Below are 17,472 nucleotides of genomic sequence, written 5' to 3' on the forward strand. Positions count from 1 at the left end.
TGGTAACCAAACCCCTACTGCTCGGAGTTCAACTTGATTGTACTCCAGTTGTTAATTTTGCCGAGCGGCTCGCTTCTACTACTTAATTTATTTTGTGCCGATTAGGATCATCTCAATCAACTATTGCTATTCATTCTAAATATAAAGTTACATAGTTACTTGACTAATTTGAGAATTGTTAATCTTTTGCGATTCGGCTTGACGATCAGGTTGAATCTGATTAAAGTCGGTGATCATGGCATCAAGGAGTATTGTGAGTAAAGTTGCCAGCCCAGTGGATTGCCCAATACCAGATTGTAGTGAGTGGCGTGATACCCAAATTTGAAACCTCGTAGGGGCACCATCCTTACGCCCAAAGCCAAAGGTTGACGCCCAGAGTTTAGCGTCCAGAAAAGCCGTAAAATCTATGTTTGTACAATGCCAGTAGGGTGGGATTGTTAGCGTAAAAAGAGTGAGCGCGATCGCAGCGAAAGCAGATGTGCTAGAGCCAATATGTAGATCGCAACAAAGCGAGTATTATTAAAAGTCCCCTTGAAACCCAACCTGTGCTGGGTCAACGAATCAGCCATGAACAGAGTACATGTTTTAAAAGCCGGTGTTACCGGATTTTGGCTTTGGATTTTCAGCCTTGGCACATCCTCTGAAATCCTAGTTCTGGCGCAGCCAATTATCCCAGCCGCAGACGGTACAGGTACAATTATCACACCGGATGGAAACCGCATCGATATTTCTGGTGGTAGTCTTTCGGCTGATGGGGCAAACCTCTTCCACAGTTTCCAGCAGTTTGGCTTAGATACTAACCAAATCGCCAACTTTCTAGCAAATCCTAATTTAAACAATATCCTTGGTCGCGTCGTGGGTGGTGACGCCTCTGTAATTAACGGGTTGATTCAAGTCACCGGCGGCAATCCCAACTTATATTTAATGAATCCGGCGGGGATGATTTTTGGTGCAGATGCTAGATTAAATGTCCCAGGTGACTTTATCGCCACCACCGCCACAGGTATAGGGTTTGGCAATGGCAATTGGTTTAATGCCATTGGCGCGAATGATTATCAGAACTTAGTCGGGACACCCAACCAATTTGCCTTTGATGTATCCGAGGCGGGAAGTATTGTCAATGCAGGCGACTTAGCCGTATCAGAAGGTAAAAATTTAACCCTACTCGCAGGAAATGTAGTTAACACCGGGAAACTAACCGCACCAGGGGGAACCATTACCGTGGCGGCGGTTCCCGGTTCTAATTTAGTCAAGATTTCTCGCCCCGGGGGATTATTGTCTCTGGAGGTTGAACCATCCAAGGCTAAAGACGGGTCAATATTACCAGTCAAACCTGGGGATTTAGCTGAATTATTAACCGGGAAGGGGGAAGAGGTTGAAACAAGCGTCGAGGTTAACGAATCGGGCGATGTAACACTGGCAGATACTGGAGTCACCTTACCCAAAGAGACAGGAGTCGCGATTGTATCAGGTGAAATTGATGTATCTAGCGTAGGGGCGCACCGACGTGCGCCCTCATCCACCCCATCCACCCCATCCTCAACTGGGGGTGAAATTAATGTCATTGGCAATAAGGTTGGTCTAATTGCCGCCAATATAGACGCATCAGGAAGCCGTGGCGGGGGTACTGTACGAATTGGCGGCGGTGAAAAAGGACTTGAACCGATTCCCAATGCTGATGTGACTTTTATTAGTGAAGATTCAAGGATTAACGCCGATGCTTTAGATGAGGGCGGTGGGGGTCGAACCATTGTCTGGTCAAATCAGACGACTCGAACTTATGGTCATATTAGCGCTAGAGGTGGAGAACGTGGGGGCAATGGCGGTTTTGTCGAAACCAGTAGTGCGGGATTTTTAGATGTTCCTTTTGCGCCCGACATCACCGCACCGGCTGGGGAGGGAGGAACCTGGCTAATTGACCCTTACAATATCGAGATTAGTGATAAGGCTGATAGCAATAGTGGCACCACGCCTAATTTTACCGCTGCGGCGAATGATTCCGTACTCAATATTAATACCCTCTTAGCTGGCTTAACTGGGGGTGATGTCACTATATCTACAGGAAAGAAAGGGACAGCAGGTACTCAACCGGGCGATATCACTCTAGCTACACCCTTAAATTTCAACAACAGGGGCGTTCATACTCTAACTTTGACAGCGGCTAACAATATCATCATCAACGGGCAGATATTTGATAGCGATACGACAAATACACCAGGGGATGGATTGAGCTTAGTTTTCGATGCTGGGGGTGCTGTTCAACTCAATCAAAGTATTTCAACTAGAGGGTTTAACCTTTTAATTGAAGCCAATGGTGCAATTACACAAGGGACTGGGACAACATTAGATATTGGTGGTAGAACCCGGTTAGCCGCAGGTGCAGCAAATAACATCACCCTCAACAATGAGGGGAATAACTTCAATGAGGTTTTAGTCACCCGTGCTAACAATGTCTCACTCAGAGATGATTTCAATGATAATAAGAACATTGCAATACAGCTAGGAAGTTCCGATAAATCAGCCCCTTTTGACCAAGCTTTTAACATTTCTGGTACTCTTAACATCACCGCTAATGGCGATATCACCAACTTGGAGAATCTCACTGTTTCTGGTGTCACAACATTAAATGCCAATGGCAACGATATTACTCTAAACAATGCCAATAATAATTTCAGCACAGTAGTCGCCAATGGCGCAAATGTTACTCTTAACGATACCAATGCCATTGATTTAGGCGCTTCGAGTATTTCTGGCACATTAGGTGTGACTGCCGGGGGTGCGATTACCGATAGTGGCGCTTTGAGTGTTACGGGTGGCACCACCTTAAATGCCAATGGCAATATCACCTTAGATGATGCCAATAACTTCAGCACAGTAGCCGTCACCAGTGGCGCAAATGTTACCCTTAACGACAGCGATACTATTGATTTAGGCGCTTCTACTATTACTGGCACATTAGGTGTTACTGCCGGGGGTGCGATTACCGCTAGTGGCAAACTGACTGTTACGGGTGGCACGACGACATTGAATGCCACTGGCAATGATATTACTCTAAATAATAATGCCAACAACTTCAGTACAGTGGTTGCCAATGGCAAAAATGTTACCTTAAACGACAGCAATGGGATCGATTTAGGCGATTCTAGTATTACTGGTACATTAGGTGTTACTGCCGGGGGTGCGATTACCGATAGTGGCAACCTCAGTGTTACGGGTGGCACCACCTTAAATGCCAATGGCAATATCACCTTAGATAATGCCAATAACTTCAGCACAGTAGCCGTCACCAGTGGCGCAAATGTTACCCTTAACGATAGCAATGCCATTGATTTAGGCACTTCTACTATTACTGGCGCATTAGGTGTTACTGCCGTAGGTGCGATTACCGGGAGCGGGAACTTGAGTGTCGCTGGTGTCACAACATTAAATGCCAATGGCAACAATATCACCTTAGATAACGCTAATAATTTCAGCACAGTAGCCGTCACCAGTAGCGCAAATGTTACCCTTAACGATAGCAATGCCATTGATTTAGGCACTTTTAGTATTACTGGAACTTTAGGTGTGAGTGCCAATGGAGTGATTACCGATAGTGGCAACTTGAATGTCGCTGGTGTCACAACATTAAATGCCAGTGGCAATAATATCACTTTAGATAATGCCAATAACTTCAGCACAGTAGCCGTCACCAGTGGCGCAAATGTTACCTTAAACGACAGCAATACTATTGATTTAGGCGCTTCTAGTATTACTGGCACATTAGGTGTTACTGCCGGGGGTGAGATTACAGGTAGTGGCGCTTTGAGTGTAGCCAATGGCACAACAACATTAAATGCCAATGGCAATATCATCTTAGATAATGCCAATAACTTCAAAACAGTAGCCGTCACCAATGGCGCAAATGTTACCATTAACGACATTAGTGCGATTGAGTTAGGCGCTTCTAGTATTACTGGTAATTTAGGAGTGACTGCCACCGATGTGAATATTAATGGTACAGTGACAGCGGCAAATGCCACCTTCAAACCAACTAGCCCTACCTCAACGATTGGTATTGGTGATAGTGCGACGGGTACTTTTAACCTGAATGCTACAGATTTAAGCAACTTGCAATCGAATGGTACAGTCACAATTGGCAGTGATAGTGTTACAGGAGACATTTCGATTAATGATGTTAACCTGAGTGGTGAAACGTTTAACCTGACAGTACAAGGTGGCAATCCCACATTCACGGGTATCCTCAACCTACCTAAGAACCTAAATGTTACGGCTACTACAGGTAATATTACCCAAACCAGTGGTGGTATAACCGTCAGTGGTGTAGCGACACTGGCGACAGGAATTAGCAATGATATTACCCTGAATGATGCTAACAATAACTTCAATGAAGTGATTATCACCAATGCCAGAGATGTAACGTTGAATGACACCGACAATATTCTCCTCAGAGATTCCACCATTTCTCGAAATTTGAACCTAACCAGCAAGGAAGATACGGTTCTGGGCACTGCCTCTATTTCAGGCAATCTAAATGTGACGAGCAACGGCGGTGAAATTCGTCAAAATACATCAAATGATACCTTGATCGTTAATGGTATAGCGACCCTGGCAGCAGGAACAAACAAAGCAATTACTCTTGATAATACGACCAATAACTTTAATGAAGTCGTCATCACAAAGGCAAGAGATGTAACGTTGAATGACACCGATAATATTCTCCTCAGAGATTCCACCATTTCTCGACATTTGAATCTAACCAGCCAGGGAAATACAGTTTTGGGAACTGCTTCTATTTCGGGCAATCTAAATGTGACGAGCAACGGCGGTGAAATTCGTCAAAATACATCAAATGATACCTTAACCGTTAATGGTACAGCGACCCTGGCAGCAGGAACGAACCAAGCAATTACTCTGAATAACACCAATAACAACTTTAATACTGTAGCCGTTTCTCAAGGCAATAATGTCACTCTCAAGGACATCAATAATCTTAACTTAAATTCCACCTCGGTTGCTGGAATCCTAGAAGTTGCAGGAGCAACGATATTGACCAATGGAGTAATTAATGCCGGAGCTGTTAATTTAACGGGCAATAACGGAATTACTCTAAACGGTACGATAAAAACGTCAGATATCGTTGACAACAACGTTACCCTAAACGGAGCCGTGACTTTAGGGGCAAACGCGACTATTGATACTGATAATGTCAATAATGATGGCATTATCAGTATTAATCAATCGATTAATGGCGATCGCAACCTGACCTTGAATGCTGGAAGTGGTTCTATAAATGTAGGTCAAGCAATTGGTAGCACCACAGGACTAAGCAACTTAACCTTAAAAGCAAGGGAGATTACTCTATCTAGTATTGGGGGTGGGGGTATAAGTCAAGGTGTTAACGGCGCAGCGACACTCGATGCTACAGAAGCCATTAATTTTACAGGGACAACGTATAATGCCCAGAATCAAAATTACACCGCAGGTACAGCCTTTAATCTAAACAATACCACGACATTTAGGTCTAATGGTGGTGCGATCGCGTTTAACACCGGTACGATTCAGGGAACTAACCCAGCCGATCTAACCCTGGATGCAGGTACAGGTAGGGTTACGGTAAGCGCGATCGGCAATGGGAATCAAATTAACAACCTGACGATTCGGGGAAGTAGCGGAATTACGCTCAATGGTGACATCACCACATCGGATGCACCTAACAATACTATCAACCTCAACAGCCCAGTCACTCTAGGTAACTCTATTATCCTTACCAATAAGGGGGGTGCGATTAATTTTAACAGTCCCGTAGATGGGACAACACCAAACAGTCAAGATTTAACGGTCGAAGCCGATAATAGCACAGTAGTTTTTGGGGGGGCTGTAGGCAATAGCATACCTTTAAAGAATTTAACGGTTAATAATGGGGCATCTGTGACCTTTAATAATCGTGTGACAGTGGCAGAAAATATTAATCTAAGCGCTGATGAAATTGACTTCAAAGGTGGAGCTAACTCAGTCAGAACCCCAACTCAAGGAACCATTTCCCTGAAGCCAAAAACCGATAATGTTTCTATTGATATTGGCTCACCCCCTAGTGGAACAGGCACTTTAGATATCAGCGATACAGATTTAGCCGCTATAGCCAATGGCTTTAGCCAAATTACAATTGGACGAGAGACAGGTAATGGCACAATTGTCATGGATTCTGGGGGTGTTAGTTTCCAAGATCCGGTGACGATTAAATCACCCGCAGCAGGCGGCAGAATTAATGTGAATGGCAATCTGACAGGAACAGATAATGCTTCCATCACAATTAATGGTGAAAATGTCTATCTAGGAAACCAAGATAAGCCGCAAGTCGAAATCACAACAGAAGGACGTAATATTATTATCGGTCAAAATGTACATCTACATTCTGATCTGGTGGAGGTCAAAACGGGTGCGGAAGGCGGTGACATTACCTTCATGGGTGATGTTAACGGAGAAACGGCTGAAGAGCAAAGTCTTACCGTTGCACCGGGTACAGGGAGTGTTTCTTTTGAAGGGGAAATCGGTCAGGATGTTCCATTAAAGCAATTGCGGATTGGTGACGATACCACAATCAACGCGGATATTGTCGGCACTTCGACAACTATTTTTAACAGTTTATTTGTTAATGCCCAACAGAGCCGAGTCGCGGGTATTATCAAAACCCGAGGTGGTCCGATTGAATTTACCGGTGATGTAATTCTGGTTACGGATACCACATTCGATACATTTCCTGAAGAATCACCAGGAGTGAGGGGAGGTGATGTGATCTTTCGTGCTACCGTATCTAGCTCCAAGGAAAATATACCCAATCAATCCTCTACGTCACCCTTTGACTTGACCATCAGCACTGGCTCTGGAACAGTTACATTTGGTGGTGCTGTCGGCGCTCAAAACTTTGACAATGGATTGCAAACAACAGACTTGGGTGCGCTGACGATTACCCGTGCTGGAAATGTGGTAGCTAATTCAACAATTACAACGATTGAGTCAGACGGCATTACGATTACAGCCGATACTATTGATCTTCAAGACGATATCAATACTACTCAGGGTAACGTGAACCTCACCGCTAGCCAAGGCGATATTACGACAGCGGATATTCAAATAACTCAAGGAGTGGTAAATCTAAACGCCAACCAGGGAAGTGTGACGACGGCGAATGTAGAATCGCCAACAGTGAACATTACGGCGAATAAGAACATCAACACCGCCAGTGTTACCGCCACACAGGAAAATATCACACTCAATAGCCAAACCGGTTCTATTAATACGAGTCAAGGAACACTCACAGCGATTCAGGGTGACGCAAACCTCAGCGCTAGCCAAGGTGATATTACGACGGCGAATATTGAAACAACTCAGGGTGACGTAAACCTAAGGGCTAGCCAAGGTGATATTACGACGGCGGATATAGAAGTAACCGAAGGCGTGGTGGATTTAATCGCCACTCAGGGAAGTGTGACGACGGCTAATGTGGAAGCGCCAACAGTTAACCTTCAGGCAAATAATGATATCAGTACCGCCAGTGTTACCGCCACGGAGGAAGATATCACACTCAATAGCCAAACTGGTTCTATTGATACCAGTAAAGGAACACTCACAGCGATTCAGGGCGACGTAAACCTAAGGGCTAGCCAAGGTAATATTACGACGGCGGATATAGAAGTAACCGAAGGCTTGGTGGATTTAACCGCCACACAGGGAAGTGTGACGACGGCGAATGTAGAAGCGCCAACAGTGAACATTCAGGCAAATAAGAACATCAACACGGCTAATGTTACCGCCACGGAGGAAGATATCACATTCAATAGCCAAACTGGTTCTATTGATACGACTAAAGGAACACTCACAGCGATTCAGGGCGACGTAAACCTAACGGCTAGCCAAGGTAATATTACGACGGCGGATATGGCAGGGGAAAGCATCAACCTCCAGGCAAATAACGAAATTACCACGGCTAATGTCTCTTCAACCGATCGCGGAATTACCTTGAGCAGCCAGTCAGGAGCTATACAAAGCGGTGACTTAACTGCCAAGGGAGAGACTGAAGAGGAAGAGAATACAGTAACGCTGACTGCTCCAAGTAATATAACCACGGGTAATATCGATACGTCTTCAGCAACGAGTAAAGGGAATGCGATCGCGCTGATGAGCGAAACCGGAGATATTACCAGTGGCAATTTAAACTCATCGGGTTTATTAGGTGGGGATTCTATCGATGTTTCCACCCTGGGTAAAATCACACTCGCAGAAGTTAACTCAAGTTCTACTGGTGGTTTAGCTGGTTTAATCACCCTCAACAACGCTCAACCTGAATTTAGACGAGAAGCTCCTGGTATTGATCTGAGTTTTATTAATGCTCAAGGTTTGCCGAGAAACCCAGCAGCCATCGCATTAAGTCCAACAGAAACACCAGGGATTGAAATTACCATTAACATAACCACGGATGGTTATTTGAGAGCAACAGGTACATTCGTTGCTCAAACTGGCATACAAGCGACGCTTGCCACAGGTGGTGATCCGATTGTGATTCGCCATGGTGGTGGTACTGCCTTCGATCCCTTTGAAGTCGGAAATCCTACTAAAAATGGCACAGCCGGTGCAATTACAAATGGTAATGGATTTACCGGAACAATCTTACCCGTTCAATCCTTTACTCGTCCGGTTCGACAAGAAAACATTGAAATCATTGCTCGAATACCCTCTCAGAACAATCTGCCAATAACTAGCCTCTATGGTAACCTTTCAGTCAGTAGCCAAGTCGCGGATGCTGATCTAGAACTTTCCACGCTAGACAGTGTTCTCACTGATGCATTTTCGGGATATTTGGGACCAAAACCCAGTGTTAACAATCCCGCCGACGCTGCCAAAATTTTGGAGCAAATTGAGCAGCAAACCGGTGTAAAATCAGCATTTATTTATGCTACCTTTGTCGGCGATCGCCTAGAACTGAAAATGGTATCCGCTCAGGATAAAAAGATTGTCAGTATACCTGATACAACCCGGGATACTATAGTGGAAACGGCGACAAAATTACGCCGAGAAATCACCAATCCCATTAAACGGAGAACTACCAGTTATTTAGAGCCAGCTCAACAAATGTATGACTGGTTAATCGCCCCCTTACAAGCTGAGTTAGACGCCCAAGGGATTCAAAATCTGGTTTTCATCATGGATAGTGGCTTGCGTTCCTTACCCGTTGCAGCGCTCCATGATGGTCAAGGCTTTTTGGTGGAAAAATATAGTGTAGGGTTGATGCCCAGTCTCAGCATCACCGATACTAGCTATAACAGTATTCAAAATGCTCCAGTTTTGGCAATGGGAGTCGCAGAATCCAGTGATCTGGCAAAGGAACTAAATCTGAGTCCTTTACCTGCCGTACCCCTGGAACTTCAAACGATTGAAAGTATTCGACAAGCACAATCATTCCTGAATGAAAAAGTCACCCTAGAATCACTCAAATCACAAAGCCAAAATGCTTCTATTGTGCATTTAGCCACCCATGGTGAATTCAAATCTGGTCCTCTAGAGAATTCCTATATCTTATTATGGAATGAGCTACTGCGCCTAGATCAACTGCGAGAATTAGGCTGGAATAATCGTCGCACCCCGATTGAATTATTAATCCTTTCAGCCTGTCGCACAGCAGTTGGTGATGAAAAAGCCGAGTTAGGTTTTGCTGGATTAGCCGTGCAAGCGGGTGTCAAGTCGGCGCTGTCGAGTTTGTGGTATGTCAGTGATGAAGGAACTTCTGGATTGATGACGGAGTTTTATCGACAGTTGCAAACCGCTCCGATTAAAGCCGAAGCTTTACGACAAGCACAGTTAGCTATGCTCAAGGGTGATGTGCGCCTCGAAGGGGGGCAATTACGGGGAAGTGGACAACCTGTTCCTTTACCGCCAACATTAGAGAATCAAGACGACAGATCTCTTACCCATCCCTACTACTGGGCTGCATTTACCATGATTGGTAGTCCTTGGTAAGGAGTAATTTGTAGTCAACGCAAGTAGGTTGGGTTGAGGAACGAAACCCAACTTATATCATGTCCTGACGATAATTGACTAAATTGGCTTGGACGTACAGAATGTTTTTAAACTTCAGTATAAGTCATGCCGATGGCAATGGTATCGTGATTGTCATCGTTGTACCGACTCCCACTTCACTATTGACTGAAATCGTACCGCCTTGTATCTCTAGGCATTTCTTGACAACAGCTAATCCTAATCCTGTGCCGGGGATATTGCCAATATTTGTGCCACGATGAAATATAGTAAACAACTTTTTTTGATCCGCTGAGGGAATCCCAATACCTTGATCTTTGATTTGAAACGTTGCCGTAGATTGACTATAGGTCAATATCAAATCTATTTGACTACCTATCGGGGAATATTTAATCGCATTAGAAAGCAAATTAATTAAAATAGAACGCAAGAATTTTTCATCCAATAAAACAATAGGAGGTTGATGTTGAGTAATAAAATTAATTGAATAATTTTCTCCCGCATTCACTTGCATCTCTTCCACTAAACACCGGCAGAAACTTTCTAACTCAATGGGTTGAGGAGTAAACTCTAATTTTCCAGTTTCCGCTCGGCTGATTGTTAAGATGTCACCCAAAAGCTGAGTCATGGTTTTAGCTGTTGTCTCAATGCGGTTAATATTGCGACAAATTTTCTTATCTGTTCCTTCTGGATAGTAATATTTCAGCAATTGGACACTAGCTAAAATAGTACTTAAGGGCGTGCGAAATTCATGGGATGCCATAGAAAAAAAGTTAAGCTGGAGTTGTCTGAGTTCCTGCTCTTGTGCAAGTGCTAGACGTATTGATTCTGCCTGCTTGTGTTCTGTAATATCTTGAGCAGTACCGAGAATTTGCTGGGGTAAACCATCAGCCGTGCGAGTGAACACCATCTCGCGACTATACAGCCAACGCCATTCCCCTGATTTATGTTGGATGCGATAGTCTGTCTCAATAATTTCTCCCTCTTTAGCCGTGGCAAATCGTTTAATGGCGGTGGTACATTTGGCTTGATCATCTGGGTGAATCAGATTTTGAGGAAATGTCGGTGCCATCTGTTGGATTTCTTCAGGGGAGTAACCGATGAGTTGAGTAATCTGTGGATTGCTGTAGATATTGCGCTTTTCAATTAAGTCGTAGAGATACAAAGCAGTTGGCATGGCGTGAGCAATGCGTTGAATAAACCGTTCACTTTCCCGGAGTGCTTTTTCGGCGCGTTTGCGTTCAGTTATATCACGCCAGATAGATAAATGCTGTCCAGGAAGAAAGTTGGCTTTGGCTGTATATTCCACATCTCGCATTGTACCGTTTGGCTTGAGGATACGGACTTCTCCGGTGAACCTTTGCTGCTGTTGGAAGAGGCACCACGCTGCTTCAAAATCAAAACCTGGTTCCATAAACTCAGCAATTCGTTTGCCTAAAAGTTCATTTACAGGTAAACCAAATAACTGACAAGCCGCTGGATTAGCTTCTATATATCGACCCTGATCATCGGCAATTGTAATGGCATCTAGGGCGCCTTCAAAGATTGATCGCAACTGTTGTTCCCGAATCCGAATATCGGTAATGTTGGTGGCAGCACAGGTAATACCAACCACTTCTTCGGCATCGTTTCGTAAGGGTTCTACGGTTAAGTCATAGTACCGGACTTTGCCGTCTACGATAATTGATATCTCTTGGCGCTCACCTACTCCTGTAGTCAAAACTCGATGCTTAACAGGAATTAACTTTTGGGCATTTTCTGGTGAAAACATTTCCAATTCTGATTTTCCGATCAGTACGTCGGTATTAATCCGACTCGCCGGATTATAGACCCAGGTGTAGCGCAGATTTGTGTCTTGATTAAATACTGTAATTGGTGAGTCATGGAGAGCAACCCGAAAGCGTTCTTCACTAATTTTTAATGCGGCTTCTGCTTCCATGCGTTCATGAATTTGAGTCTGTAGATCAGCGTTCATATGTATCAGTTCACCAGTACGTTCTTGAACTCGGATTTCTAGTTCATCGCGAGCTTGACGCAGTTGGGCTTCAATCCGTTCGCGCTCACTCAATTCATTCTGAAGCTGTTGATAGAGTTGGGCTTGGTGAATGGCAATGGTAACTTGTATAGCTAATTGAGAAAGTAAGTCAATTTCTAAGGGTTGCCACTGTCGGGGTTGAGAACAGTGATGGGCAATCATCAGTCCCCAAAGCTTTTCTTGTTGCAGAATGGGTACGACGAGTTTAGATTTGACACCTAAGTGCTGTAGAAATTCCACCAAGCAGGGAGCAACTCCATCGGTTTCTGGATTGACTACAGTGCGAATCCGTCCTTGGCAGTACAATTGATGCATCTGTTCGGGAAAAACTTCAGCCGGAAAGGTTTGTCCCAGAATGGGTGGGGTATCAGGAGTGACAGATTCTGCTACGGTACTTCCTGTACCATCAGACCAAATCCGATAGACTAACACTCGATCCACACCCAGAAATTCTCGTACTTCGGTGACTGTGGTTTCTAGAATGGTGTCCAGATCTAGGGTTTGGCGGATACGTTGAGCGCTACTGAGGATGAGTTGCTCTCGTTGCGCCATTTGTGTTCGGCTAGTCTGTGACTGTTGGCTTCCGCCGCTTAACTCTGGCTGGAATCGAGGGTGCTGCTTCAGGAGCAACCCGCACAGCACCATCAGAATCGCTAAGCTGCTACTATGCCCCAGAATCATAATCAAATGGGTTCTCTGAATCTGAGTCACCACAGTCGCTAACTGCTCTTGTAGCACCTGTTGTTCTTTCGCTTGGATCTGCCTCAGGAGCGATTGCTGTTGTTGGGCGATCGCATTGGCGCTGTTGAGCTGAGACAATAAATCTTTCAGATGTTCCTGTAACTTGTAACTATAGTCCATCGACCGGGGAAGTTCCATCAGTTGAGTCAGGTGACTATAGGAAATAACACTAACACCAATAAAAATAAGTAATGCCAGACAAAAACCGCCGATAACAATTTTGATACTGATAGATTTTTGCATCTGAGTTATCCTAAAAAATCACAGCCGCTAGCTATTCGTTCTCTTGAGCAAGTTTTTTTTAGACCGGCTCGTGATAAATTCATATAAGGGAATAGTATGTCAATAAGTGAGAATTCTTCTAGTCGAAGATGATATCTATCTAGCTGAAGCCCTGGCTGAAGCCTTGGCTATACAACGGTATGCCGTCGATACCGTTTCCGATGGAGAGTTTGCCTGGGTGCAAGTGAATACCCTGGATTACGACCTAATTTTGCTTGACATGATGTTGCCGCAATTGGATGGGATTCATTTGTGTCAACGCTTGCGCTCCTATGGTTATCAGATGCCAATATTGATGATCACGGCTCGCGATACCAGTACGGATAAAGTGATCGGTTTGGACGCGGGCGCCGATGATTATATGGTTAAACCTCTGGATATTCCAGAGTTACTGGCTAGGATTCGAGCGCTACTGCGACGAGGGCAAACGGTTTCACCCCCCATTTTAGAATGGGGACAATTGCGTTTAGATCCAGCAACTTATGAAGTCTGCTACGGCGAGCAAACTCTACGCTTGACTCCCAAAGAATATAGTCTTTTAGAATTGCTCATTCGCAACGGACGCCAAATTATGAGTCGGAGTGCCATTATTGAACATGTTTGGTCACTAGAGAATCCTCCGAAAGAAGATACGATCAAGGTTCATATTAAAAGCCTGCGCTCCAAACTTCGATCAGTAGGCGCTCCAGATGATTTAATTGAAACTGTACACGGTTTAGGTTATCGTCTAAAATCTCTTGGTGAATAATTCTATTCCCTATTCCCTATTCCCATTAAAATACCCCAGACTAAAAGCTGGGGCATTCATTTATTAAATTTTTTCTGTTATAGATTGGGGAAGTAGAATCTCTGGCTGAATGAATGATAGTCTGAAGTAGACCTCAAGGAAAAAATCATCGTCTTTTGGTAGGAGAGAGAGTAACCAATTCTGCGGCTGTTTTCCGGAAGGGATATAACCGTTCGATGCCTAGGAGCGATAGAACAATCAAAACCTGAATAGCCCACGGTGCCATAGCAAACCCAAAGATTAAGCAAAATATGGCGCTACCTATAGCTAAAACCCGGGAAACTTCGTGAGAGGCGCGTAAAGACAGCCAGAGACTTGCGATGGCGCTGATCAAAAGAATCAGGAAGATGGGAAGCATAGCGATCACCTCTTAAAAGTTCCTAGAGGGCTGCCATCCGATTCAACGACTGCGAAACCCTCAATGTTATCTACGCTAACATTGATTCCTTAGAGAAAATTGTAATATTAATAACGAGTTCTGATTTTTTCAGAAATCTTTGCATAACTTTGCATTCTTTAGACAGAGGTAAGAGTATTTGCTTGCAAAAATCCCCATAACCAGTTTTTCAGGTGATACGTAGCGCGGCAATCATCTTCATTGTAGCGTTGGATAATCTCCAGTACGGAGCGATCGCCTGTTGTCAGCCACTGCTCATAGAGACAGACGCATTGAGAACCCGTTACCCCTGCATCGCGCCACTCAAAACCTAACCACCGCGCTAAATGTTTGAGCGAGTAGCTTTCTACGGGTAGGGTAACCCTACTCATCACCTGCTTATGAACATCGACAAAGCGCGACAGTAAGGGCTGTAGGTGGGTGAATGGGGTTTTGTAAAGTTTAGCTAAGCGTTTGACGGTTTCGACTTCATAATCAGAAAAATGGAAGATGGGAGCATCGGGGTAGAGCCAAACCAACTCTAAAAATTGCTGCCAGATGACGGCTTCATCGTCGGGATGTTCTGCCAATAATGGGTGAAATGTCTCGGTATTACTCGATCGATCAATCACCAAGATACCCAGTAAATAGTCTAGATTTAAGTCGGGTTGAGCCTCGATATCAAAGAAGAGTTCGACAGAGGCTTTGGGTAATATATCCGTATATTCCCTGGAAGGCTGAGACTCTGAGAGAGAATTGACTCGATCACCATTCAAGTTGTTCTCAGGTTCCTTACACTTGTCGAATGGGGGAATCTCCCTAGCTGGATCAAACCTCTGACGTAGAATCACGCGATTTTGCTGAATAGATTGAGCCTGTTGCCGCAAATTCGATGCCACTTCGCTGCCAAACAGAAGTGCCAAGGTGCTAATCTCAGCTTGGGCAAGGGATTCTACCGTGGTTATCCCTAACTCCTGCAAACTCTGGTAGCGATTTGGGGTAACACCGGGTATCAAAGAAATATGCTTTTGAGACTGCGCGATCGCATAACAGCTACTATGCCAATGACAAAGACCACATTTTTGCCGTGAGATAAAGACTTCTGGCGCTTGAGGTTGTTGCAAAGTTTGGATACATTCTGCCAAATCCGCCTGCATCAAGGGTAGCCATTTGTCCAGAGTAACCGAGTAGGCATTTTGACGACGTAAAATTAACCAAGCATGACTGGGCAAAATTCCCTGTATTTCACCCAAAAGATGGGCATAAAACGCGGCGATGATTTGATAATCCGCCTTAGCACGCCTGCCGAATTTAATGGATACTGGCACATACATCCAATCCCCGAAAATCGAGTTTCCCGGTTGTTTGACCAATAAATCAGGAGAACCCAGCAGCGTGACGCCCTCAACTGTTTGCCTGATCAAAAGTCCCTTAGCAATACAATCGACTCCTTGCTGCATCAACTCCCAAGTCGCATTCGCTCCCGCCTGCAAATCATCTCGCCCATAGTGAGGGGTTTGTATCGGCGTCAAGTTTGCCCCAGTAAGGGATAGGAGTGGACTTTCTCCCGCACAAAGATAGCTCCCATTGTATTCCACGCTTTTGAGGATAGCTTTCCGATGCGCCGAGCTATCTTGGCGCAGTTTCAGCAGAAAATCTTGGGGCGGATCTTTTTGAGTCGGATCACCACAATAATCGAGAAACGCCCGACGCCGACAGCGTTTGTAATATAGGAGCAATTCATCCGTCAGCAGCATGATAACTAATTCTTGATAACTTTAAAGGATAGTCGTGAAAGTGAGACCCTACATACTCAATACTGCCGTACCATAAGCTGCTTCTGTTTGTTTGGGGGGTCGAATGGCAACCTGTAGCTGACGTTCGCGAATGGTTGTCCATGTTGTATTTTTAGCACCTCCTCCCGCCGTATAGACACAGGTGAGGGGAGTAGCACCGAGTTGTTGTAATAATTGATAGCCTCGTGCTTCAATACGGGCAATGCTTTCGAGTAAACCGTGGAGAAATTCTACAGGGTTGGCAGGTTGAGGCTCTAGTTTTGGAGATAGATGAGGATCATTGATGGGAAAGCGATCGCCTTTTTTGAGTAATGGATAATAATCTAGGGGACTTTCGCGCTGAGGGTTGATTTGGCGGCTAAGTTCTTCAAGTTCTCTGTCGCTGAAGAATTGTTGCAGTACAGCACCTCCTGTATTAGACGCACCTCCGGTTAACCATAAGTTCCCCAGTCGGTGAGAATAAATTCCGTAATCAGCATCCTCAAGGCGGGTATGACTCAACAGCTTCACAACTAACGTAGAACCCAAAGATGTTACCGCTTCACCTGGATGCTTTGCACCACTGGCAATAAAGGCGGCAATACTATCAGTCGTACCCGTACAAACCTGAGAGTCTTGGCGTAATCCTAATCGGCAAGCAATCTCTGGAGTGACTTCACCAACAGGCGTTCCTGGAGCTAGGACTTGGGGTAATATTGGCGTGAGTGGGAGTTGTTTCATCCAAGTGGGATACTTTAGGTTTTCTGGGTCATATCCCAGCTTTAAGGCATTGTGATAGTCGCTAATTCCGAGCTTACCGTGTAATAAAAAGGCTAACCAGTCGGCTTGATGGAGGAAGTAATATTTTTCAAGAGTGCCTGTTGTATGTTGAATCAACCACAAGAGTTTAGCCAGACTAGAGGTGGCACTTAGAACCACGGAATTAGTAGGAGCAATCTGCTTTAATTGTTCCATCACCACTATCCCTCGCCCATCATTATAAAGAAGTGGCTCGGTGATTGGAGTACCAACGCGATCGCACAGCAGTACAGTTGCCGATGTACCATCAATGGCGATACGAGTAATGTCCTGTCGAATCGATGCCGGAATTTGCTCAATCAGCCGATATAGAGTGTTTTGCCAAATTGCCGTTAATTCAGCCAGGGGAGTCGCCTCAAACCGACATTGCGCTTCGGATTGAACCGCGCCTGTGGCGTCAATCACAATGGCTCGTGCGCCAGAGGTACCGAAGTCGATTCCCAGGTAAAGGATTCTGGAATTTACCATAAGCTAGCTTTTAATCATACTGACCGAAAATTGGGGATACAAGCCCCGTCCTTATAGGGCGGCTTTTTATTTGATAAATCGTCCTGTTATTTTGTCAAACAGTTGTATAATGGTGTTAGGAGGTGATGCAATTGTTTAATTTAACCTACGAGTTCAAACT

At 44.7% G+C, this 17,472-nt stretch carries 6 protein-coding genes; 2 read left to right on the plus strand and 4 right to left on the minus strand.

Annotation, left to right across the window (positions count from 1 at the left end; translation table 11 throughout):
* The first annotated feature begins 567 nt into the window (after window positions 1-567).
* Complete coding sequence (locus RLO19_RS15050; RefSeq protein ID WP_446357603.1) at window positions 568-10,011, plus strand: CHAT domain-containing protein; 9,444 nt, start codon at window positions 568-570, stop codon at window positions 10,009-10,011.
* Between the two features lie 124 nt (window positions 10,012-10,135).
* Here the strand turns inward: RLO19_RS15050 and RLO19_RS15055 are convergent, their stop codons facing one another.
* Window positions 10,136-13,048, minus strand: a complete 2,913-nt coding sequence (locus RLO19_RS15055; protein ID WP_446357605.1) for a PAS domain S-box protein — start codon at window positions 13,046-13,048, stop codon at window positions 10,136-10,138.
* 106 nt (window positions 13,049-13,154) lie between these two features.
* Here RLO19_RS15055 and RLO19_RS15060 point away from each other — a divergent pair, with 106 nt between their 5' ends.
* Complete coding sequence (locus RLO19_RS15060) at window positions 13,155-13,835, plus strand: response regulator transcription factor (protein WP_446357607.1); 681 nt, start codon at window positions 13,155-13,157, stop codon at window positions 13,833-13,835.
* 145 nt (window positions 13,836-13,980) lie between these two features.
* Here RLO19_RS15060 and RLO19_RS15065 read toward each other — a convergent pair whose 3' ends face one another.
* From RLO19_RS15065 to RLO19_RS15075, 3 genes are all read right to left on the minus strand, one after another.
* Window positions 13,981-14,232, minus strand: a complete 252-nt coding sequence (locus RLO19_RS15065; RefSeq protein WP_446357609.1) for a hypothetical protein — start codon at window positions 14,230-14,232, stop codon at window positions 13,981-13,983.
* A gap of 158 nt (window positions 14,233-14,390) precedes the next feature.
* On the minus strand, window positions 14,391-16,007 hold the full coding sequence (locus RLO19_RS15070; RefSeq protein WP_446357611.1) for a TM0106 family RecB-like putative nuclease: 1,617 nt from the start codon (window positions 16,005-16,007) through the stop codon (window positions 14,391-14,393).
* Between the two features lie 48 nt (window positions 16,008-16,055).
* Complete coding sequence (locus RLO19_RS15075; RefSeq protein WP_446357612.1) at window positions 16,056-17,312, minus strand: FGGY-family carbohydrate kinase; 1,257 nt, start codon at window positions 17,310-17,312, stop codon at window positions 16,056-16,058.
* Between the last annotated feature and the right edge of the window lie 160 nt (window positions 17,313-17,472).

The organism is Coleofasciculus sp. G2-EDA-02 (assembly GCF_040226375.1).
Taxonomy (GTDB): domain Bacteria; phylum Cyanobacteriota; class Cyanobacteriia; order Cyanobacteriales; family Coleofasciculaceae; genus Coleofasciculus.